Origin of the sequence: Novosphingobium oxfordense (assembly GCF_044029435.1) — a bacterium.
GTDB lineage: Bacteria > Pseudomonadota > Alphaproteobacteria > Sphingomonadales > Sphingomonadaceae > Novosphingobium.
Genome location: NZ_CP147007.1, coordinates 21,431 through 42,346, shown reverse-complemented (window position 1 = coordinate 42,346; position 20,916 = coordinate 21,431). Strand labels below are relative to the sequence as shown.

The following is a 20,916-nucleotide window of genomic DNA, read 5'->3' as shown; positions in this document are numbered from 1 at the left end:
TTGAGCAGTCGCGTCTCGGAATGAAAAGGCCCGCGCGGTCGGGATGGAAAACCTGACTGACCGCGTTCGACGTCAGAAATTGGCCGCCGAACAACAAGCAAAGTTCGGGTTTTCCCCAGCACCAGATGCCGCATCGGGGACTTTCCGGCCGTTCCGCCCCAGAGCGGTGAACGGCAGCTTTGCTGGAGTGCGCTGGAGTAAGATAGGCATCTATTTTTAAAGGGTTTCTTCTATCCTACCATACTCTGATCTTGAAAAAATTTCGTTGGAGTTTGTTGTCGCATGGTTCCCATGTGGCTCCTGGTACAGCGCTTCAAGGTCCTCAAAATGCCAACATTGAAACTCACCAAGCGCATCTTGGACGCTGCAGCGCCAAAAGCCAAAGCGTACGAACTGCGAGATACCGCCGTAGTTGGTCTTATTTGCAAGGTCACGCCTGCTGGTCGCAAGACGTTCATGCTCCAATACCGTACATGTGATGGGCGGAGGAGGAAGCCTGCACTCGGGCTGTATGGCGAACTGACTATACAGCAGGCTCGAGCGATCGCTCAAAGATGGCTGGCTGAAGTGCGTAGCGGCGCGGATCCATCGCGAGCTCGGGCTATATTGCGCGCGAGCATGCCGCTCCGGCAATATGCAGAATATTATTACGCAAAGTGGACGCTTGTTCGAAATAAAGAAAATACGCAAAAATCATACAGGTATTTACTTGACAAGTACATTATTCGTAAAATTGGATCCCATAAGGTCGCTTCTATCACCCGCAGAGATGTCGAAGATTTTCTGGATGATCTCGTTTCTACTCCGGGAGTTGCATATGTGGTGCTAATTATCCTTAATTCTATGTTCAATCGGGCTGAGGAGTGGGGGTTTCGTTCACAAAATACGAACCCTTGTAAAGGAATCACGACCATGATTAAGAAGAAGCGCCCGCGGCTTATTCGACAGGATGAGATGGTACGCCTGATGGACTATCTTGAATTGCCGGAGGGGCAAGGCGGCGCGCCGTTGGCCTATAGCTTAGCCATGCGGCTCCAGTTTGCATTTGCAGCAAGAGCATCCGAAATTCTGCAACTGCGATGGACCTGGATTGATTTCGACCGAAGAAGGATTGAGTGGCCGGACAGTAAGACTGGCCCGATGTGGAAACCCATTTCAAATGAGGCTAGGAATTTGTTGGATATCGCATTATCTCGCGCCGGAGGCTCACCGTTTGTGGTCTCAAATTCGAACGATCCAGCTCAACCAATTCAGTATCAATCGTATCGCCGGGCCTGGAAGAAGGCACTACAAGTTTCCTGCGTAGAGTACGTCGGTACGCATGGCATTCGGCACCGAGCGGCAACCGATATAGCGAACTCAGGAGTGCCCATTAAAGTCGGCATGGCTTTGACTGCGCATCGCCAGCTTTCAATTTTCATGGCATACGTCCACCTTGAAGAATCGATGGTGTACGAAGCCGCCGATCATGTCGCCGATTACCGGTTGGCGAGGCTTTCTGCGGCCAGGCTCGGCAGTGGTAAGGGTCGTGAATCCAGGGAAATGTAGCGAACAATCGGTTGAGTCCGTTTGAAAATTCGGCGGAACCGTCACCTCGTTGAGGAAGCGAAGGGTCGTTGATCTATTGCGTTGATCCGCATGCAAGCCCTTAGCATTCTCAGCAGTGAAACCGGCCATCAAAATCTGGCAGTCCGGATTTGTGAACGGAGGCCGTCCGGGCGCAATTTTTCGGATTGCGAGTTGCAGGCGTCTGGTCGAAGGGGCGATAACGCGTGCGAACTACCGGAATTCGTCGGCGATGTTCGATGTTGGCCGATAGGCGACTGCCGCGTGATCGTTGTGGGGACGGCAGATAGCTGCCTGTCCGATGTGCCGAGCAGTTCGTTTCGGAAGTACAAAGAATTCGCCGGTCGGTCCCCGCCCCTTAGCGGGCATGGCGTGAAGATTGTGAAGCGGCCTTTTCCCATTCCGTTGCGGTATATCCGACGCACGGAATAAGGGCGCCAAGGATCGCGTCGGTGTCGGGTAGCACGCCCTAGCCCGCCCAAGACTCCACGCGGCAATCAAGGTGAACTTGAAAGCGAAGCTAACATTCTCGACATCCGCTCAACTCATTGGATTTGAATGCCATAGCCGATCAGGGCATTGGAGACATGAAGCGCCCGCGATCCCACTGCCGCGGGCACCTCGCGCCAACTCTTGGTACCAATTCCCCTGAGGTAATTTAGTGATTACGAAAATGCTGATCCGCTCGCTGGCTCTCTCGGCTTGTGTGCTCGCGCTTTCCGCCTGCGGTAGCCAGAAAACGATAAATCGCATCAGGCGCATATGCCCGCCGATCAGAGCGAAATGCAGAAATATAATGCCTACGTTGAAGCCGCCAATATGGGGCAGGTTTCATTCGCGCAAAGATTGGAAACGTACCGAAAATCGATCGAGCCTGTCTTCGATGGAAAGAAGGATATGACCAACTTGTTCTTCCCTTCTGAGCCTGGAATCGGAAGGATCAAGGAGCAGTTGGACAAGGCGATAACTATGAAGCCTGATATAGTGGAACTCGATGGCGTTGCCCGCGCCTACAGCGTAGCACTTGGCAAGGTCGATCCACTTTATCGCGATATGGCGAACTATATCGAGGCGAAGACCTACACTAGCGATAAGGGTGCGCACGGCCGCGAAATCCAACCTGCACTAATCGCCACCCTCGAGAACCTAGCGACTGCTCAGTCTGCCTACATGAAGGGTATCGATGCCAAGGACCGGGCTCGGATCAGGGCTGAGTTCCAGGCCACCAAGAAGGACACCCTCGATTATTACCGCATGGGTATGGTCTACCATATCAAGGAAAGCATGGACCATGCATCGGGCGTTCTCGACGGCAAGGGCCTCGGCGATCAGAAGGACGCTTTCAAGGCATCGCTGGATCAGTTCAATATCACGGGTACAAAGTTCGAAAACAAGATTCGCGAGACGAACAAGGACGGGTGCCCTGGCTTCATGCTACATGTAAACGCCTATCTGGCCGCTGGACGAAATATCATTCAGCGGACCGAGGACAGCACATATGCGAAGGAGAGCAAAAATAATTCATCATTCATGTTGATGAAGCCGCAACAGGCTCAAGATGGAGAGACCCTGCTGCGGAACTACAACAACGTGATTAGCAACATCAACATCAAGCAGTGCTGATGGTCGATCGTTAAGCTAGCAGCGAAGCTGCGCCGCCTCACCTGAGATGACGGGTGACGGCGGCCAGGATACTGAGCTGAAAACGCCCCGAAGCGGCCGTTCCTCTCTCCCGTTACAGGGAGAGGGTTACGACGACTTCCCACCGCTCTTCATCGCGGACGAGTCCGGTGGGCGGAGGATACCGGACCGGCAATTTCGGGAACGTCAAATCGACCCTTGAACGAGCGACTAGGGCGAATATTAGTCGGTGAGACGATCTCACCGACCAAAGATGAATAATCAAATGATCGTGTTTTGCACTTTTGCGTACGCGCGGAGCGCGCCGCGCATGCCGGCCTGGTTCATCATCGGCAACCCGAGCAGATAGGCCTGCAGTGCCCGCGAGGCGTCGAGATCGTCGTAGATTTTTGCGGCCGTAGCGTCGCCGGGATAGTCGTCCAATAGTTGCAGACTGCCGATGGAGGTATTGAACTATCGGGCTTAGCGACCCCTGGAGCGATCTCGGTCCGATATCTGTACGATCGCGTTACCTCCGCAGCCCTCCCGCGGACGTCAAATTGTGATCTGATTGAACAAAGCCGAAGACCATATCAGCGAAACTACGCGGCCCTGCCGTTGCTGCGATGCACAAGTTGAGGAAACCACTGCCGGCGGCGGCCCCCTGCCCTCTTCGCACTCTGCGGTGCGCTCAGCTGGTTTACATTGCAGCCGTTCCAGACACGGTCCCAGATCCTCACTTTCATCGTCCTCGCCATGGTCTTCGAGATGTTTGCCAAGCAAGGCACGCAACCCCTGCAATCTTGTGCATTCTGGCCAGTGTAACGGCGGCTCTGCGGCAATCATAGCCATGAAGTCACACCTCGAAGGCGTCTCCCCGTTGCTGATGCGACCGGTGGCATGAAAGTCTGAGCAAGTGCCCGAAAGTCCACCCGCCAGCGCGCTTTAGGATACTCGAGATCGTCCATGAAGCGACGCCTCTCATCAAAGGTTCGGAATCGGGAACTTGGCCCAATTGTGCAGCATGGAATGCCAAAGGGGAGTTCCGGGAGGGTATTCACCGACCGACCATGAGGGACCCAACACCCTACAAGACGACACCCCGTATTCGACGCCGATACTCTCCCCGGAGCCATCCGGAATGCGGATAGCACGAACTTGGTGCGCGTGGGGCGGCAACGGAGAGCCCTTTTCGCACCCTTCCGGGAACTTGAACCGAAGATGGACGCTAGGAAACATCGAAGGAGTAGTGCATGCACACCGAGAAACAAGGTACAGAGAAGCACCTCGACAAAATCGAGGCGCGCGCCGGATCCCGAAACAAGACCAACCGAAACGCCTTGGTCGCAGGACTGATCCTGGTGGTCATCGTTTTCGCGGTCATAGTCGGCTTCGGGTTCTTCCAGGCCGACCGGACCGGCGCCGACGAGGTAACTTCGCAGAACGCCGCGGCGGACGCAGGCAAGCACTAGCCAACGATCGAACGGCGCGCGGAACGCTTCTGCCACTCGGCCGCGTCCGTCCCGATATCGTCGTTCTCGACCGTGAGTCGCGGCTTATCGCGATCAACATCGCCGCCAATGACAGATGCGCGGCATTCGGGCTCCGCGATTCACGGATTCTAAGTTCGCCGCATAAGATACGTTCAGCGGTCTGGCAGGAGCGCTTGAGCGAGGCGAGGGTCTCGTCGGAAGACTTGGTTCATCTGTAGCATTTTGGGTTCTCCTTGTGCTGCTCGGTGAAGGAGCGGATATCCCACTCGAGTTGACCTGCGGAACTGCGTCTACCGCGGGTGTGCTGCTTGCGGTCAGCTCTGCGAAACCGCTCGCCGCCGGTTGATTGTTGATGCCGACGTCCGTGTGGAATGACATAATATCGAGGCCGGCGCGCCAGCCGTGCTCAGGTCGGAACGATCATCAAATGGCCGCTGCCGGTGCTCTCGATCACGCGCACCGAATGGCTGCCTAAGGTGAAATCCGATCTTTTCGTGTTCGGCGCAACCACCGGCATGCCGGCATCGCAGATCGCCGAGATGGAACGCATGGCGCGCGCCGGCCAGCCGATGTCGTTCTTCGGCGCTGTCAGCGGAGCGACCGATCCAGCATTTGCCCGCTTGCTGGGCGTCACCAGCGTGCCGCACAAGCCCAGCATCCAGGACGGCGTGCTGCGCGCTACCGCCGGTGCAGCGTGGCCGAGCAACACCCGGAACCTGCCCGCCGAGTTCGACGCTCCACCGCCGATGACCAGGATCAGCGCGCCAGTCTCGAATATCGTTTACAGCTTTGGCGACATGGCGGGGCTTGTATCGGACCAATCCGGCCAGTCGAACTTATCGTTGTGGGATCCTGCCCCACTATTTGAATATTGGAATCGTCCGCTGCGAGACTTGCTGAACGGCGACCCCACGCCGTTTGCCGCTACTGCGGCAACGTTGAACCGACAACTTGCCCGCGCGGGCAAGTTCGGCGCGCAGATGATCGACCGCGAGCAGACGGGAACGGTCGCGGCCTGGACCGGCAAGGACGGCACGGTCCGCATTCTCGCTGCAAATCTCGAAGAAGGCCTGCGCGACGATGCCGATCGTAGCCGCCTCGTCACGCTTCGACTTCCTGCTGAGTGGCGCGATTGCCGTTGGCGCCCGAACTGGAGCGACCGCGCACCGATTGACGCGTATCCTGTGATGGATTTGACACTGGCGCCGCAAGCCAGCACGCTCCTGTCCTGCACTGCGGTCGATGCAAAACAAAGCCGATCCGCTGTTACGCCGTCCCACTGAGCATTTTTGCGCCTGTAGCGGCCGGTTTCGGAAAACTCCGGACCTTCCTTCGGGTTCTCGCTAACCGTCGCAGTTGGGACGCCTCCGCCGGTGCGTCGGGCGGGCAAGCTGCTGTTCCCAACGTACAGATCACAGCCGTGGACAAAATTGCGGCCGCTCGCGCAGCGAATGTCCGCAGTAAGCTCGGCAGCTTTACGGTGGCCGGCAAAAGGAGCCGGGGCAGGCCATGGCGTGCGCATTGTTCTCATACTGAGACCCCATGGACGACCGCCCGCCTCAGCCTTATCGATGCGGGCAAACGGACTTGCCGGCCAGTCCGTTTAATGCGGGGATGCTATGAGCCTCAACATGTGCCAGCTTGCCCTCAAGTTCTTGGCTTACTCCAGTTGCCTCAACTTCCTCGGCCGAACGTCGCCGAGGCGAGAAACGCCCTTCGTTCAAAGTATCCTCTTCTTAGAATCGCGGTATCGAAGGATTTCTGCGATCTGTGCCGCAACAAGATCGGGCGAGAGTTGGTATCCGTCGAAGCGTTCGTAGAGCGGTGGGACAAATTCGCCGACAACCTCGCTGAGAGATGTTTCGATTGCCGCGACGGTTGTCTTCGTACCGAGGTCTACCTTGTGGGAACGCGCGATAGCGCTCATCGAGGACGAGACGCATGAGCGGCTTCGCCCACGACAAGAGCGTGCGGCCCTCCAGGCCGGTATAACGACCGACTAATCGGATTTCTGGGCGCAAAAATGGTTCGATCACAATACCAGCCGTCTTGAAGAGTTCGCGTGTCCCATCCATCTGATCGCAGCAAGTCTGAAACATGCGAGCCAAGGATACGATGACGACAGATTCCGCTATCGCCCCTGAACCCCGCGCCTTCGAGGCCGACGTTTCCAAGCTTCTGCACATGATGGTCCACTCGGTCTATTCAGACCGCGACGTGTTCCTGCGCGAACTGATCTCGAATGCCGCCGATGCGTGCGAGAAGCTGCGCTATGAGGCAATCGCCAACCCGGCGCTTTTCGGCGAAGACCCTCAGCCCAGGATCACCGTGACGCTCGACAAGGAGGCCGGGACAGTGACCATCGCCGACAACGGCATCGGCATGACGGCTGCGGACATGGGGGAAACTCTCGGCACCATTGCCCGCTCAGGAACCAAGGCCTTCATGGACCGGCTCTCCGCCGACAACGACGGTGGTGGCCAGCAACTCATCGGCCAATTCGGCGTGGGTTTCTATTCGGCCTTCATGGTGGCCGGTGCCGTCGACGTTGTATCCCGCCGCGCTGGGCAGGAAGTAGCAGCGGTGTGGTCTTCCGATGGGCGTGGAACCTATACCATCGCGTCAGCCGATCTTTCTCAGGCGCCTGATCGCGGAACGCGCGTGACACTGCACTTGCTGGAAGATGCGAAGGGCTATGCCGAGCGGTACAACGTCGAACGGATCATCAAAGCCCAGTCTGGCCATGTGCCGGTCCCGATCTTCATCGAGGAAGCCGGGAGTGACGAGGAAGCCCTGCAAATTGCAGATGGCGCTGCTCTCTGGACGAAGCCGAGGTCCGAGATCATAGAGGAAGACTACACCGATTTCTATCGTAGCGTGGCGGGCCAGTTCGACAAGCCTGCGCTGACCCTTCATTACCGAGCCGAAGGACGGCACGAGTACTCGGTTCTGACTTTCATCCCTGAAAGCAAGCCCTTCGATCTGTTCGATCCCAACCGCAATGGACGCATCAAGCTCTATGTTCGCCGCGTCTTCATCACCGATGAGGCAGAAATTCTGCCGCGCTATCTGCGCTTCGTGCGCGGTCTGGTAGATTCCGCAGACCTTCCCCTCAATATGTCGCGCGAAATGATCCAGGATAGTCCCGTCCTTTCCGCGATCCAGAAGGGCGTGAGCAACCGCGTCCTTGCCGAACTTGAAAAGCTCGCCGACGCCGAGCCCGAGCGTTATGCGGCCATCTGGGAAAACTTCGGCTCGGTGTTGAAGGAAGGCCTCTACGAGGACTATGCGCGGCGCGAGAGCCTGCTTGGCCTCGCCCGCTTCAAAACGACCTCGTCGAACGGCGAATGGCGCTCGCTCAAGGATTATGCCTCCTCGCTAAAGGAGAACCAGACGGCGATCTACTATGCCACGGGCGATGACCTCGATCGGATCGCCGGTTCCCCGCAGCTCGAGGGCTTCAAGGCGCGCGGGATCGAGGTGCTCCTGCTACCCGACCAAGTCGACAATTTCTGGACGACCACGGGCATCGATTACGATGGCAAGCCCTTCAAATCCGTCACGCAGGGAGCGGCCGATCTCAGCCTCATTCCCTTGTCCGAGGGCAACGAGCCGGCAAGCGTCGGCGAAGAGGTGACGGGTTTCGTAGCTTTCGCCAAGGAAGCACTGCGCGACCACGTTTCCGATGTGCGTGTGTCGGATCGCCTTACCACTAGCGCAGTTTGTATCGTAGCGCCTGAAAACGCGATGGATCTTCAACTCGAAAAAATACTGGCCTCGGCTGGACGGGCGCCGGAAAGGGCAAAGCCGGTCTTGGAAGTCAACGCCGGCCACTCGCTGATCGGCAAGCTGGGGCAGAGTAGTGCCGGTGACGACGAACGGCGCGACATTGCGTATCTTCTGCTCGACGAGGCGCGAATTGCGGAGGGAGAAGCTCCGACCGACCCGCGGGCGTTCGTTGAACGGCTCGAGCGCCTGATGGCCAAAACCCTTTAATACACGCAAGGGGGAGCGACTTTGCTCCCCCTTGTTTTACCGGCGGGCCGCCTCTGAGATGCGGATGCGACGAAGGCATGGCTGAACCTGGTGAAGGTCAGGGCGATCGCCGGCTCTTCGCCCGCTTCGATGCGGCGATGACCGACCAAGGTTATGTCGCTATGGCGGGCAGATCAACGATCCACCGTGGTGCCGGCACCCAAGCAGCGCAATATCGAGGAGGAGAAGGCAGTAATCAGGGTGACCCTCATCCCGAACGCTGGAGAGACAAGCCCGCGAATGTCCGGCGGAAGGATCGCGATGCCCGCTGGAGCGGCAGTACACCTAGGCCAAAGGGAAGGAAGGCGCGGCCCCCGACGCGTTCAAGCTGATCGATCTCGCCGTCCAGATTTTTCAGCTGCAAAAACCACATAGGCATCGATCGCAACTGCGGCTTGATCCGAACCTGCAATGCCGGCGCGGCAAATGCGCATGGTGGGACGCGGCTGCCGGTGCTGATACGTAGGGACAACACCGCCCTGGGCACCCGAGCTGTTGGGGGCTACGGATCAAAGAAGAACGAAGCCTTCCGGGCCAAGGCTATGTCCACTAGCCACATTTCCAGCAAAAGCCGAACCCCGGCCCGATGGCGCGCGCCCACGTGAGGCGATCAGCGGTGCGTTCGGCCGTCAAGTACGTCGTCGCGCGGCAGAAGCACCGGATGGGCCAGGTTGCGCGCACCATCGTGCATTGCGCGCCCACATCAAGATCGGCATGGCCAGCTCGCTTATGATTGCGACGCCTTGTGAAGTACAACCTCGCCCGTCGCGCTGCTACCGTGAACCGGAAAAACGTTCTTGGCCAAACCCATGCCGATCGTGCTAATCTGCGTGGCAGGTGGCTCCGTGCTCAGATTGCATGACAACAAAACCATCTTGGCACTTGGATGCCGTGAACGGGAACCATCTACCTCATCCGTTATGCTGGCAGCTACCGACCGATAATGTTAAAAAAGGCTTAGGGCAGAACAGGTTTGGACGGGAGCTGAATTGGCCTCTGATCCTCATCCGCTTGATGCGTTGACTGCCGCGAAGCGCAGTTCCCGGCGCTCCGGATCCGCCACAACAAGTCTGACGGTTAGGTTTTGCCCGGCGTATGCATTGTCACTGTCTACCCGAGCCAGCACCGGAAGATCACGCAACTGGATGCGTGCGCCCTTCTCGTCCAACTGCGTCACCGTGGCTTCGAACGTTTCGCCCTCGCGGCCCATCAGAAGAGAGGCTTCGGCCAGATCGATGACTGCCCTCTCGACCGTGCTCTGGCGCGCGTCGGCAGTGTTCATGATCGCCGGCAACTCCTCGAAAGCACGAATGCAACGCGGGCTCACGCACCGGCCATTCGCCACGTCGAGCGCTGCTTCGAGCACATAACGATCCGCGAGCCGCCGCATCGGCGCGGTCGCGTGCGTGTAGGTTGCACCGAGTGCCGCGTGCCAAGGGATATGCCCCGCGGTAAACGGCAAATACTGCGCCCGGCCCGTCGAGCGTCGCACTGCCAACTGAAAGCATGCGCCCGCACGCGTCGTACCGTCGATCGATCGCTCGAACTGCGCCAGAGACATGGCGGCCGGCCAAACAAGTCCTAGTCCGTTGGCGGTGTTTCGCAAACTGTGGACAGCACGCTCGTCCGGAAGTGGCATTTCGCGGAAGAGGCCCGTTTCGGCCTTCAGGAGGGCCGCCGCCATCGCCATGTTCGCCGCCAGTGAAAGCCGGGAGTTTGCAATCTCCGAAGCAAGCCAAGGACGGAAGGTCAGACAGAGGTTCCCATGTTCATCGCGTTCCACCGCCTGTTCAGGCGGATCGACTCGGGCTGCAGCGCGAGCATCTTCGCTTCTGCGCATGCGTTCCGAAAAGTCGGCAAGATGGGGAATCTCGTCCACGCTCGTTGTCTCGTAACCGAGCTTGTGACAGCTTCGAACGATCGCTCGTGTCATGCCATCGAGCACGACCGCACCCTCGGGGCTGCACCGTATGCTTGCCACGATGGCGGGACGAGGACCGTCGGGCAGCAGGCTCGCGGCGCCTTCGCTCAGGGCCGAGGGGTACAGTCTTGCCTTCCCGTCGGGCAGGTAGAGCGTGACGCCTCTCTTCCACGCTTCCGACTCAAGTGCTCCGCCCTCAGGCACGAACCAGCCGATGTCGGCAAGTGCGTAGTGCAGAACAAGATCGGCTCCGGCCGGCTCGAGTAGGAAGGCCTGGTCAAGGTCCGTTGAGGCGCAAGGGTCCAGCGTGGCGAACGCACGATCGGTCCAGTCTGCGTGCTCGGTTGGCAGTCGGCTTCGCGCATTGTCGGCCTCCACTACCACTGGCGCCGGAAAATCACGCGGTACCGCGTACTGCTTGCGGATGGCTGCAAGCCCATCAACTAGGACCCGCTCAGGATCAGCAAGTACTTTCATGGTGATGGCTTAGTATGGCCAGGCGAAAATGGGAAGCAGGTCGATGGCGGCGATCGGCGCTGATGCAAAGCGGCGGCATGAGAAATGAACCTGCCGCGTTGGCTGCTGCCGACGAGTAGCATCCGCTCCCACCATCAACCCGCTACCTGGCGATAGCGCCCTGCTCGGCTCAGGCTTCGGCGACAAAGATGGCCTGAGACGATTTATTTCGGCTCCGTGAAACCGGCCCTCCATTCACTGAACGCTGACCTATCCTGAACAGCGGGGTATGATGCAAAACTGCTTCCCATCCGGAGGTCGCAATGAAGATTATCAAAATATCTTTCATACTTGCAATGACGCCCATCCGCGTGGCGATCGACATCGCTACGAGCAACGACACGATCGGCACTACCGAGACCATCCTCACTACGAGCGGCCAAGGCATTGGATCGAACGACGGTATCGCGGCAATCATCGTCGTTGCTGGACGGAATGGCGGCATCATCACAAGGTCCGCGTCTCTCGCTGATCGCTCCTTACCTTGGATGTCGGCGTGGACGGCGCTTTCCACTTTTGCAATTGCTGCCGTCCTTGTGGAAGCAGTGCTAGCGAGCGTGCGAAAGATTTCCGAGGGGCGGTCAAGCGGAGTTTCATGGCCGCTCCGGCAGTTATGTCTGCGTATGTATTCCACTGGCTGCTCAACCAGCCGCCACGATTCGAATATTCAAATCGCACGTCGTCGAGCAGTCGCTCGATCGCAGCATGCGGCGCATCGATGCCACTGAGCCTGACATGCCGACGCAATGGGGATGCTTATTCGTGTCGCGCACGTTGACCTTGCCAAGCGGCCGCCGCCTTCTCCGCGAAGTGCCGTCCCATTCCCGGAGAAGGCGTACTACAGGCAGAAGTCGAGGTTGGATGCAGTCATAGCTGCCGCTTAGCTGCTGTTCGCGGCCTTTCAACGCGAGCGTGTCAGAGCGCGGATCAACCGCAAGTTTCGAGGATCAGCTGCGGAACGGCAAACGTCGGCCTGTCGGAGAGGCTAAACCAGGGCAGGGTGTGACCCGCAGATCGCGCCCTCAACCCAATCGCTCCCATCTGCACCAATCAATTTCCGGTCTCGCCGGAACCGTACAGTTCTCAGCTTTGCAGGGTTTTATACGGAACCGGCCATTTCCGGATCCGCCAACAAAGCGGCCATCCGTCGACCGGAGCTAGCAAGCGAGTTCGATTTGAATTACGCAATGCTGATGGGCGATTATTTCAAACGCAATTCTGACAGATCTCGATATCGCCGCGCCAGCGTAATGCTAATAGCGATGGCAGCGTTTCCATTAATTGTGATCAGCCAGATCAGCATGACGCCGGTTGCATCGTTTCTTGCGGTGGCAGCGGCGGCTGGCTCATATCTCGTATTGTTCATACTGACATCATACCGCCTTCGGAACGCGGCGATCACCGGCTGGTGGCTTCTGCCCATGCTTTTATCTTTGCAAATCGGCCCGCGGTGGAGACTAGGTTCTTGGCCATGGGGGACCGTTGAATTGTCTCTCAGCGGGTTCGCTTGCTTTATTCCAGTAGTGATCGGTTGGATCGCCGTGACGAGAGAAAAGACTCACAGCACGGCGCCACCTCGAGCATAATCGGTCGTCCGCTCAAGTCGACGTACCGAACCTAGAGCACATGATTTCGGTTCCTTAATGGCTGCCCAAGTTCACCGGATGGTCGAGCCAGCCGAAGCGAACGACGCTTGTTGCCCGTTGTGCCCATAATTGCCTGGGCACTTGCCCCCGAGCGGTCAGCACAATGTCCCACCCGCCACACACGCTCTTGCGGCGAACGACGCACCGCAAGGCTCGCCTCAAGCCGCTTGGTTTCCTGCGCAGTGATCTCGATATCTGTTTGCACGCCCCGATCTGGCTGCTCCGCTGCTGCTTGGAAAGCCTCCGACGGGAACCTTTTGTTCCGATCAATTCACTAGAACGCGTCGCGCCCGAGTCGAGGCACCAGGACACCTCAATAATTCCGTGGAAACCCGAGACAATAAAGATTTTGCACCTGGCTGGAATGGGTCAGCTTCATTTGGGCACCTCCCGGAATTGCGCATCCAAAACAGAGACAGTTCGTCTGTACACATGGTCGGCGTCACTAAGGGGTCATCGCGCCCTCACCCGGTGAAAACCCCGATATCTCTGATCTCCTGGCGGCTTATAGTGCTACAACCCGAAGGAGATCGCGCATGGCTGAGTCCCATGGCTGGATCAACAGCGAGACGGTAAAGACCCGGTTCGGCGACTTCGAGTTCCGGGGTGGTTACCCAACACAGGCAGCGACGGACGCGCTGTACGACCAGCTCAAATTCAACCGCGCGATCGAGGTGTATCTGACGCAAATCCCCGCAGTCGCGGTCATGGAGACGCGGCGCGGGTTCGAGCGGTTCGGCGTGAAAGGATCAGACCAGACGATCGTCTGGGAAACTCTGATGGACGCCAAAACGCTGCTGCTTACGGCGAACACCGAGACGGTCTATTGCCTCGGATTCCTTAATCTGCACGACGGGCCAATGGTGTTCGAGGCGCCGCCCAGCATGCTCGGCAATGCGATGGATGCGGTACAACGCTTCCTTGTCGATTTCGGGCCGCTCGGGCCGGACAAGGGTGAAGGTGGCAAATATCTGTTCCTGCCCCCAGGCGACACTACCGAGGATCGTCCGGGCTATTTCACCGTGCGTTCCCCGACCTTCAGCGTGATCTACGGCCTTCGCGGTTTCAAGGTGGACAATAAGACTGACCAGGCCGTCGCGCTGATGAAGCGGCTCAGAATCTATCCGTTGGTGCAGGCGGACAATCCGCCCGAGCTGGCGTTCTTCAACGGCTCCGGCCAGCCGATCGACACGATCCACTCGGACACAATTACCTTCTTCGAGGCGCTCGACCAGATCGTCCAGGAGGAGCCGGCGGAGATTTTTACGCCGCTCGAGCGCTTCCATATGCAGTCGATCGGGATCGAGAAGGGCAAGCCGTTCGCGCCTGACCGTGCGCTGTTGGCGGAAGCAGCGCATGCCGCAGCGGCGTTCGCGCGAAGCAATTGCTTCGCCTCGCACGATCTGACCACTTTCTACTACCCTGGCGGGCAGTGGCAGCAGTTGCCTGCGGGCGTGCCGTATACATTCCTCAAGGATGGGGTGTTGCAGGTCGATTCGCGCGCCTTCTGCTACTATATGGGCCTGGGCAACGACCCGGCGATGATGGACAAGCACGTCGGCCAGGGCTCGCAATATCTGTGGGCCTATCGCGACGCTGACGGCGACTTCCTCGACGGTGCGAAGAACTACCGGCTGCGCGTACCGGCGGACGTGCCGATCGCCAATTTCTGGTCGGTGCTGGTTTACGACTCTTTGAGTCGTTCGCAACTCCAAACCAGCCAAGCGTTCCCCTCGATCAGCAAGTATTCCGCGCCGCAGGTCAATGACAATGGCACGATCGACGTGTGGTTCGGACCGCGCTGCCCGGAGGGGCAAGAGAGGAACTGGATCGAGACCCTGCCCGATCGCGGCTGGTTTCCCATCTTCCGCTTCTACAGCCCGCTCGAGCCGTTTTTCGACAAGACCTGGAAACTCCCGGACGTAATGAAGGCGTGATACGATGACCGGACGCGCTTTCCTCAAATGTCCGCTTTCTACGAAGGGCTGCAGGGCTCGCAGACAGCAGCTTTTAGGATGCCTAGCGTGACCGCGAAGGTCCAGAATGTTGCGCGTTGCTGTCAAGCGGCTTCGCGCCGAGCGAACGGCAGGTCCTGGCAGGGGCTGACGTTCAAAGTCTTACCGCGAGCGACGCATTTTGGGTCGTCTGCTGTCCGCACTATGTAGCCAAAGGGTCAGCCATTATCTAGGCGCGACGCTCATCAGCCTGACTGCAACGCACTTCGAACCCTCGCGCCAGTTCGGCGAGACTGACAGCACCCAGCCGGGCGACCAGTAGCGCTTTGGCGTCTCGCAGCGCATCCTCTACCGCAGCGTTGACAACTTTTTCGACTGCGCAGTGCGGATTGCTATGCTCGCTGCCGATTGCGAATATGCGGGGACCACCTACCGCCCGGTGGACATCCAGTAGCGAAACCATCTCAAGATCTGCGGCGATCGCCCAGCCGCCGCCATGCCCCTTCTCGGACCTGACATAGCCAGCATCGCGCAGGCCCGCCATCGTGCGACGGACGACAACAGCGTTCGTCCCGAGCATCCGCGCGATGGTCTCGGACGTCATCGGGCCATCATGGCGTGCCATGTGGAGCAGAACATGGAGCATTCTTGAAAGGCGGCTGTCATTACGCACGGTATGATCTTTCCCGGACCGGAGGGGATTGGCAAGCGCGTCTCTTCACGATACTTTTAATGTTACATGATTCGTGGAGCGTTCGCCATGCCGGAATTCGAGAACCCCGACCATTGGGACACAGCCGCCCAGCATTATGAGAAGACGGCGCACCCTTTCACCATCCTCTATGCCAAAGCGGCGCTGGCACGCGTTCCGCTGACACCGGACAGCCGCGTCCTTGACGTCGCGGCCGGTACTGGCGCCTTGGCGCTCACGGCGGCACGAAGCGGAGCGCAGGTACTCGCGACGGACTTTTCGCCTGGCATGGTGGCGCGTATTGCAGCGGCCAACATGCCCAATGTCGAAACGCGGGTGATGGATGGACAGGCACTGGCCCTGGACGATGGCAGTTTCGATGCGGTGTTCTCGATCTTCGGCGTCATCATGTTTCCGGACTGGCGCAAGGGCCTTGCCGAGATGGCAAGGGTGACACGCATCGGCGGGACGGGCGTTATCGCGACCTGGCAGGACCGGGGCGCCGCGACCTTCCTGCTGCTCGGCCAGATCCGTCGCAAGCTGTTTCCCGATCGTGAGGGCATGACTATGCCGGAGGCAGTCGGGGCGTTGAGCGATCCGGCTGATTTCGCGCACGAGCTCGTCCTTGCCGGATATAGCGATCCACGGATTGAAGAGGTCACCTACGATTATCCGCTGGATATGACCCTGCTTGTCGAACCCGATACCCTGTTCGGTATGTCGCCTGACTGGACCAGTTTGAGTGATGCGGAGAAAGTCGCGGTCGTCGCCGAAGTGCAGGTTATGGCCGGCGATCGCGCGATCCTTCCTATTCCTTCTACCGCGCTTATCGCGGTAGCCCGGCGGTGAACCAGACCATTTGCCTAGCGGCAATCTCCTGCCTCGAAGCGGGAATGGCGAGTTTCGGCAAAAGCAGCCGTCCTGGCGCAGTCAGGGAACGGCTCGAGTTTGTCGCGACCTGCCGAAATACACGCGCCCTGTTCCGCCGTCATGGCGAACCTACATTCATGCCCAAATCACCCTCGCCGATCATTTGCAAAGTCGCTTGCTTCCCGCTATTGTTGCGACTGGCTCGCAAGAAGTGGAACTGGAAGTGCCGTTTCGCGCCATGAATCAAGGCGATGCAAGTGGCGATTTCCAAGCTCGACTATGAAGAGATCATCCATCAGCGACGGAACTTGATCCGCTATGCTCGGAAGATCACACGCGACCAAGCCGACGCCGAGGATGTCGTCCAGGAAGCCTATCTCCGCCTTGGTGAAATGGCATCGAGACAAGTGTTGGACCGCCCGGGCGGCTATCTCACCCGCATCGTACGCAATCTCGCCTTGGATTGGATCCGACGTGCGCGCCAGCATATAGACACCCATGAAGCAGATGGTGAGGCCGTGCTACTAGGTGTGGCAGCCGACGCCCCCTCGCCCGAACAGGCCGCTCTCGCAAGAGTTGAGGTTGATCGTCTGACCGCGGCCCTGGCTGAGCTACCGGAGCGGATGCGGATTGCGGTGGAAATGCATCGCTTCGGCGGCGCCAAACTCAGGGAAATTGCCGATGAACTTGGCATTTCAGTCACGCTTGCCCACCAACTCGTCACTGAAGGCGTGGCGCATTGTCGCTCCCGGCTGCGATAACGACGATGCCGCCTTCAAGAAAAAACCGAAAAAGATCTATGCCAGACAGTCATTATTCTGTGGCGCTTGCTCGCCGCCCATCGGCTTGGCACCAAGCCATGGCCTACCAGTCGGAGCAGCGTCGATGACGGAAGATCATGATGCCATGGCGCAGCAGTCGGATACAGAAGCCCTCGACTGGATCGTCGCATTGCAGGAAGCACCTGATGATGACGTATTGCGAGCACAGTTTGAAGCCTGGCGCTGTTTCAGTAGCCTAAACGCCGCCGCGTGGGAGGAAACGGCACAGGTTTACACCGGCATCGGCGAAACCGAACCGAGACATAGCGAGCGCTGGTCGCATCTGAGAGACCGCGATGGTTCCTCGATTACTTCCGGGCGACCATCCCGTCGACATTCGATCGCAGGCCATAGGCACCTTCGCCGGCATCCAGTCATGGCAATCGCACTTTCGGCAGCTGCCGCCGCAGTTCTGGGGGTCGTAATTGCGCCGGAAATGAACTTGCGTTGGCAAGCAGATGCATTGGCAGAGACGGGCGAAGTCAGGGCGCTCACGCTTGAAGATGGCACTCGCGCTTATCTTGCGCCCAAGTCCGCCATCAAGGTCGCCTATTCGTCGCAGGCCCGCCGTATAACTCTGCTGCGTGGCACAGCGTGGTTTGATGTGAAGCACGGGGCCGACCGCCCGTTTCAGGTGGTGGCAGGAGATGTGACCACGACCGACATCGGTACTGCCTTCGAGGTCCGAATGGTCCAGGATCAGGTCCATGTTGCCGTGGAGGAAGGCATCGTGAAGGTCGAGGGCGATGTGCCGAACAAGCGTGTTTCAGAACGCCTGACTGCAGGGCAGACGATCTCGATCGGCTCCACCATTACGAAACATGCCTCGTCACCAGAGCTGATGGGGGCTTGGCGCGATGGGCAACTCGCCGTCCAGGACCAGCCTATGAGCGACGTCGTTGAAGCCCTGCGCCCTTGGTACAAAGGCCTTATCATCATTCGATCCGATCGCTTTGCACAACGCCACGTCACGGGCATCTACGATCTTCGCCACCCGGCCGATGCCATGCGCGCTCTCACGAAGGCCTATGGTGGTCGTGTCACTCAAATAACACCCTGGCTCATGGTTCTTTCGCAGGGCTGAGGCCCGAACCGCTCAAAATCCAAGCCGCTCTAAAACCTGCCCTTTTCGCCGAAAATCAAGATTTTTGATTTTTTTCCGAAAAATTCATGTGCTCGGCAGTCGATACAAAGCGAGGGTATAATGCATTTGCCTCGCATTTTCAAAATGCTGGGATGCCGCCCTCGGGTTGTAACTTGATTGAAGGGCGTTCTCGAAAATGACGATTGGGGGTAAAGCACGGGCGAGCGATGGGCGGAAATTGTGGATAGCTGCCCTTCTCGCAGGCTCCACTTTGGCAGTGGCATTGAGCCAGCCAGTTCATGCGCAGGCTCCTTCAGCGGGAACCCGCAGTTTTGACATTCCCGCGCAATCGCTGCCAACGGCTCTCGCCATTTTCGGTCGTCAATCCGGCATGCAGATCAGCGTACCGGCTTCCCTGCCGGACGGCCGTACTTCCAGCGCGGTATCGGGAAGCATGGCCGCGCCGGAGGCCCTGAGCCGCCTTCTAGCCGGAACCGGCCTCAGCTATCGCATCGAAGGGAAGATCGTCACGCTGGCGGCGGCCCCTTCTGCTCAAGGCGCCATCGAGTTGGGGCCTGTACGGGTTGAGGGAGAAGGCGGCGGCACTGGTGCTTTCACCAGCGTGACAAGCGACCCGGCCGCGACCGAAGGGACTCACTCCTACACCACCGCCAGCATGGCGACCGCGACGAAGCTGCCATTGTCGATCCGCGAAACCCCGCAATCTGTCACAGTGGTCACACGGCAGGCCATTGAAGATCAGGGTGCGCTGGCTCTCAAGGATGTCATCCAGAACGTGCCGGGCTTGTTCTACTGGACGAGTGGGCCGCAGCGCCAGCGGTTCTACGCGCGGGGCCTGAGCGTCGACAACCTCCTGTTCGACGGGTTGCCCGTCACACTTTCCAGTTCGCAGCTTTCACAGGACCTCGTCGATCCGAACATAGCCATCTACGATCGCGTGGAAATCGTGCGCGGAGCGGCGGGTCTGACGATCGGCTCCGGCAATCCTGCGGCGGCGATCAACCTCGTCCGCAAACGTCCGACCTTGGAACCGCAATTCTCGATCGCCGGCAATGTCGGCAACTGGAACCGCTACGGCGCCGAGGCTGATCTTTCCGGACCACTCGACAAGAACGGCACGCTCAGGGCTCGCGTCGTCGGCACCTACAATGACGAGAACAGCTTCCGCGACCGCGAACACAGCAAGCGGAATATGATCTACGGCATCGTCGAGAAGGACTTCGGATCGCGCACCACGCTAAGCGTCTCCGCCACACGTCAGGAAGACGATCTCGACGGCAATGGATTCACCGGCATGCCTGTCGCAGCGGACGGCAGCCATCTCGATCTTCCGCGTTCGACTTCGTATGCGAGCGACTGGGAATATTGGGACAAGGATAGCACCTCCCTGTTCGCGTCGCTGGAGCACCGGTTCGACAACGGGTGGAAGGTCAACCTCTCAGCCTACAAGGTATGGGCGAAGCTCAACATGCTGGGCCATTATATCCGCTCCAACGTCACCAGCGGGACCTATGACCTTTTGAATGCCCTCAACGAACATGAGGAAAACCAGAGCAGCTACGGGCTGTATGCCAGTGGCCCGTTCAAATTGCTCGGAAGGGAGCATGAACTGGTTCTGGGCGGCGGATATCGCCGGGTGCAATTCGACGGCAATACCAACCAGGGTGGGCTGATGGCGAGCAACATCGACCTCTACAACTTTGACCCGTCCGCAATCGCCAAGCCTGACCTCACCATCCTTCCGTGGCTCGATAGCGACATCAAGGAGGCCAATATCTATGCAACGACGCGCCTCAATCTGGCCGATGGGTTGAAGCTCATCGCCGGTGGGCGCCTGGACTGGTACGATTATTCGGATGCACAGCCGCGCTGGAACACATCGAACCACTACGAAGTGCATCATCATCTGACGAAATATGCCGGCCTCATCTACGATCTGGACCGCCATCATTCCGCCTACGTCAGCTATACCGACATCTTCAAGCCGCAAAACTATTACGATGTCGATCATAAACTGCTCGCACCGGTTCTCGGCAAGAACTATGAGATCGGCATCAAGGGGTCCTACTTCGGCGACACCTTGAACCTTTCACTCGCCCTTTTCCGGATGGATCAGGCCAACCGGGCTGCCCGGATCAGCGACCAGACCCAATGCAGCACCTATCCCACCGCAACCTGCTATGAAGCCGCAGGACTGGTGCGGGCGGAAGGCATCGATTTCGAGGTCGACGGGGCCATCACGCCTGATTGGCAGATTACCGCTGGCTACTCTCATACCCTCGCCAAATACCGCGAGGACGCGGATGCAACGAAAATCGGCACCCTGTTCGATACCGACGTGCCTCGCCATCTGGTCAAGATCCTCACGAACTATCGTCTTCCGGGAGACCTGGACAAGATCCGGATCGGCGGATCGTTCTATTGGCAAAGCACGATCTATAACAATGGAACGACGTCGGGCATTGCCTATCACGAGGAGCAAAAGGCCTACGCACTGGTCGGTCTGAACGCCAGCTATCAGGCAACGACGAACCTGGATCTCCGTCTCAACGTCAACAATCTGTTCGACAAGAAATACTACCGCTCGCTTACGGGACAGTCGGGTCTGGCCTACCCTACCAGCGTGTACGGCGATCCTCGCAACGCAATGCTTACGGCGCGCTATCGGTTCTGATGG

16 protein-coding genes and 1 pseudogene are annotated in these 20,916 nt (G+C 58.6%); 12 read left to right on the top strand and 5 right to left on the bottom strand.

What is annotated here, in order from left to right; translation table 11 throughout:
- Positions 1-43 precede the first annotated feature (43 nt).
- From WBP07_RS20195 to WBP07_RS20185, 3 genes are all read left to right on the top strand, one after another.
- Entirely contained in the window at positions 44-220 is a 177-nt protein-coding gene (locus WBP07_RS20195; RefSeq protein ID WP_395396217.1) for a hypothetical protein, read from the top strand.
- 71 nt (positions 221-291) lie between these two features.
- Positions 292-1,548: a tyrosine-type recombinase/integrase gene (locus tag WBP07_RS20190; protein WP_395396215.1), complete on the top strand. Its 1,257-nt coding sequence runs from the start codon at positions 292-294 to the stop codon at positions 1,546-1,548.
- Positions 1,549-2,328: 780 nt separating this feature from the next.
- Complete coding sequence (locus WBP07_RS20185; RefSeq protein ID WP_395396214.1) at positions 2,329-3,189, top strand: YiiG family protein; 861 nt, start codon at positions 2,329-2,331, stop codon at positions 3,187-3,189.
- A 279-nt stretch (positions 3,190-3,468) separates the two neighbouring features.
- Here WBP07_RS20185 and WBP07_RS20180 read toward each other — a convergent pair whose 3' ends face one another.
- Entirely contained in the window at positions 3,469-3,630 is a 162-nt protein-coding gene (locus WBP07_RS20180) for a hypothetical protein (protein ID WP_395396213.1), read from the bottom strand.
- Between the two features lie 809 nt (positions 3,631-4,439).
- Here WBP07_RS20180 and WBP07_RS20175 point away from each other — a divergent pair.
- The 4 genes and pseudogenes from WBP07_RS20175 to WBP07_RS20160 form a co-directional block, all read left to right on the top strand.
- Positions 4,440-4,658 (top strand): hypothetical protein, encoded by a 219-nt coding sequence (locus WBP07_RS20175; protein ID WP_395396212.1) that lies wholly within the window; start codon positions 4,440-4,442, stop codon positions 4,656-4,658.
- A 461-nt stretch (positions 4,659-5,119) separates the two neighbouring features.
- Positions 5,120-5,962: a hypothetical protein gene (locus tag WBP07_RS20170; protein WP_395396211.1), complete on the top strand. Its 843-nt coding sequence runs from the start codon at positions 5,120-5,122 to the stop codon at positions 5,960-5,962.
- Positions 5,963-6,794: 832 nt separating this feature from the next.
- On the top strand, positions 6,795-8,675 hold the full coding sequence (htpG, locus tag WBP07_RS20165) for a molecular chaperone HtpG (protein WP_395396210.1): 1,881 nt from the start codon (positions 6,795-6,797) through the stop codon (positions 8,673-8,675).
- Positions 8,676-8,738: 63 nt separating this feature from the next.
- A pseudogene (locus tag WBP07_RS20160) lies at positions 8,739-9,539 on the top strand (hypothetical protein); the annotation flags it as partial.
- A 178-nt stretch (positions 9,540-9,717) separates the two neighbouring features.
- On the opposite strand, the gene WBP07_RS20155 reads toward WBP07_RS20160, so the two are convergent.
- From WBP07_RS20155 to WBP07_RS20145, 3 genes are all read right to left on the bottom strand, one after another.
- Complete coding sequence (locus tag WBP07_RS20155) at positions 9,718-11,112, bottom strand: RNB domain-containing ribonuclease (protein ID WP_395396209.1); 1,395 nt, start codon at positions 11,110-11,112, stop codon at positions 9,718-9,720.
- A 169-nt stretch (positions 11,113-11,281) separates the two neighbouring features.
- The gene (locus tag WBP07_RS20150; RefSeq protein WP_395396208.1) at positions 11,282-11,665 is read right to left on the bottom strand and encodes a hypothetical protein; all 384 of its coding nucleotides are present in this window, start codon (positions 11,663-11,665) and stop codon (positions 11,282-11,284) included.
- 687 nt (positions 11,666-12,352) lie between these two features.
- The gene (locus WBP07_RS20145) at positions 12,353-12,574 is read right to left on the bottom strand and encodes a hypothetical protein (RefSeq protein WP_395396207.1); all 222 of its coding nucleotides are present in this window, start codon (positions 12,572-12,574) and stop codon (positions 12,353-12,355) included.
- Positions 12,575-13,333: 759 nt separating this feature from the next.
- Here WBP07_RS20145 and WBP07_RS20140 point away from each other — a divergent pair.
- The gene (locus WBP07_RS20140) at positions 13,334-14,734 is read left to right on the top strand and encodes a DUF1254 domain-containing protein (RefSeq protein WP_395396206.1); all 1,401 of its coding nucleotides are present in this window, start codon (positions 13,334-13,336) and stop codon (positions 14,732-14,734) included.
- 247 nt (positions 14,735-14,981) lie between these two features.
- Here WBP07_RS20140 and WBP07_RS20135 read toward each other — a convergent pair whose 3' ends face one another.
- The gene (locus WBP07_RS20135) at positions 14,982-15,425 is read right to left on the bottom strand and encodes an Rrf2 family transcriptional regulator (protein WP_395396205.1); all 444 of its coding nucleotides are present in this window, start codon (positions 15,423-15,425) and stop codon (positions 14,982-14,984) included.
- A gap of 87 nt (positions 15,426-15,512) precedes the next feature.
- Between WBP07_RS20135 and WBP07_RS20130 the strand changes: the two genes are divergently transcribed.
- The 4 genes from WBP07_RS20130 to WBP07_RS20115 all read left to right on the top strand — a co-directional run bounded on the left by WBP07_RS20130 (position 15,513) and on the right by WBP07_RS20115 (position 20,913).
- Positions 15,513-16,292, top strand: a complete 780-nt coding sequence (locus tag WBP07_RS20130; protein WP_395396204.1) for a class I SAM-dependent methyltransferase — start codon at positions 15,513-15,515, stop codon at positions 16,290-16,292.
- Between the two features lie 278 nt (positions 16,293-16,570).
- The gene (locus WBP07_RS20125) at positions 16,571-17,074 is read left to right on the top strand and encodes a sigma-70 family RNA polymerase sigma factor (protein WP_395396203.1); all 504 of its coding nucleotides are present in this window, start codon (positions 16,571-16,573) and stop codon (positions 17,072-17,074) included.
- A complete protein-coding gene (locus WBP07_RS20120; RefSeq protein WP_395396202.1) occupies positions 17,019-18,218 on the top strand; it encodes a FecR family protein in 1,200 nt (399 codons plus the stop codon). The genes WBP07_RS20125 and WBP07_RS20120 overlap by 56 nt, the downstream gene beginning before the upstream one ends.
- Positions 18,219-18,609: 391 nt before the next feature.
- The gene (locus tag WBP07_RS20115; protein WP_395396201.1) at positions 18,610-20,913 is read left to right on the top strand and encodes a TonB-dependent siderophore receptor; all 2,304 of its coding nucleotides are present in this window, start codon (positions 18,610-18,612) and stop codon (positions 20,911-20,913) included.
- Positions 20,914-20,916 lie beyond the last annotated feature (3 nt).